General features: G+C 63.1%; 2 protein-coding genes. One reads left to right on the forward strand and one right to left on the reverse strand.

Going from position 1 to position 904, the window contains the following annotated elements; genetic code table 11:
* The coding region (locus J9611_RS21210; RefSeq protein WP_211883196.1) for a transposase at positions 1-127 on the forward strand (127 nt) is incomplete at its 5' end.
* A 145-nt stretch (positions 128-272) separates the two neighbouring features.
* On the opposite strand, the gene J9611_RS21215 is transcribed toward J9611_RS21210, so the two are convergent.
* A partial coding sequence (locus tag J9611_RS21215) for an IS4 family transposase (protein ID WP_211883194.1) occupies positions 273-904 on the reverse strand: 632 nt, incomplete at its 5' end.

Below are 904 nucleotides of genomic sequence, written 5' to 3' on the forward strand. Positions count from 1 at the left end.
GCCCACCGAAGCGATCAACGGCGTCATCGAAACCACCAGGCGGATCGCCCGCGGATTCCGCAACTTCACCAACTACAGAATCCGCTCCCTACTGGCAGCCGGAGGCTATCGCCCATACCGGAATTAGGCCCAATGCCGTTTACTTTGTGTTTTTTGGTGTTCGTTTGAGTGGCCAGTTGGACATTTTGCGTTTGACGGCGCGGGGGACGGTGCGTTGTCGGCGTGGTGGCAGGAGTTCGTGGAGGATTTCCTGGCAGAAGATGGTGAAGGCTTCAGCCAGCCGGTGAGGGGGAAAAAGCCGGGTGCCCGGCGAGGGATCGCCGCGCGGCCCGGAGGGTGCGTGTGAAGGAAAAGTGCAGGGGGTCTTCGTCGAATTCTGCGGCGACGGCGCCGATGAGGGACCGGATCGCGTAGTGCGCGCAGAGGTAGCCGTAGGTTTCCTGGAGCACCCCGGCGGGTGTTTTGGAGCGCAGGACGACGTCGGGGCCGCGTTGGTGGGTTTTCAGTTCGCTGAAACTGGACTCAATTTCCCAACGGCGGGCATAGAGCCGGGCCAGGTCCCCGGCCGGAGCGGCGCCGGGGTCCAGGATCGTGGTGATCAGCAGGAACTTGCTGGTTTCCTCCCCGGTGGCGACCTCGTACTCAATCACCCGGACCGGGATGCCATTGCTGTCCTTGCGTCGGTCCTTGCTGGACGGATAAACGGTCGAAAGGTAGGACCCGTCCTCGAACTCCTCAATGACGGGCAGCACGCTGTTGGCTTTCATCCGCCACAGCAGTGCCGCACCCGTGGCGGCACTGTCCTTCCACGCCTGGTAGGAGAAGAACCCGCGGTCGGCCATGGCCAGCATGTCCTTGGCCAGGTCGGCGAGGAGGGCCGGGTACATGTCGTGTTCGCTGGTGT

It is taken from the genome of Pseudarthrobacter albicanus (assembly GCF_018224015.1).
In the GTDB taxonomy this organism is placed as follows: Bacteria; Actinomycetota; Actinomycetes; order Actinomycetales; family Micrococcaceae; genus Arthrobacter; species Arthrobacter albicanus.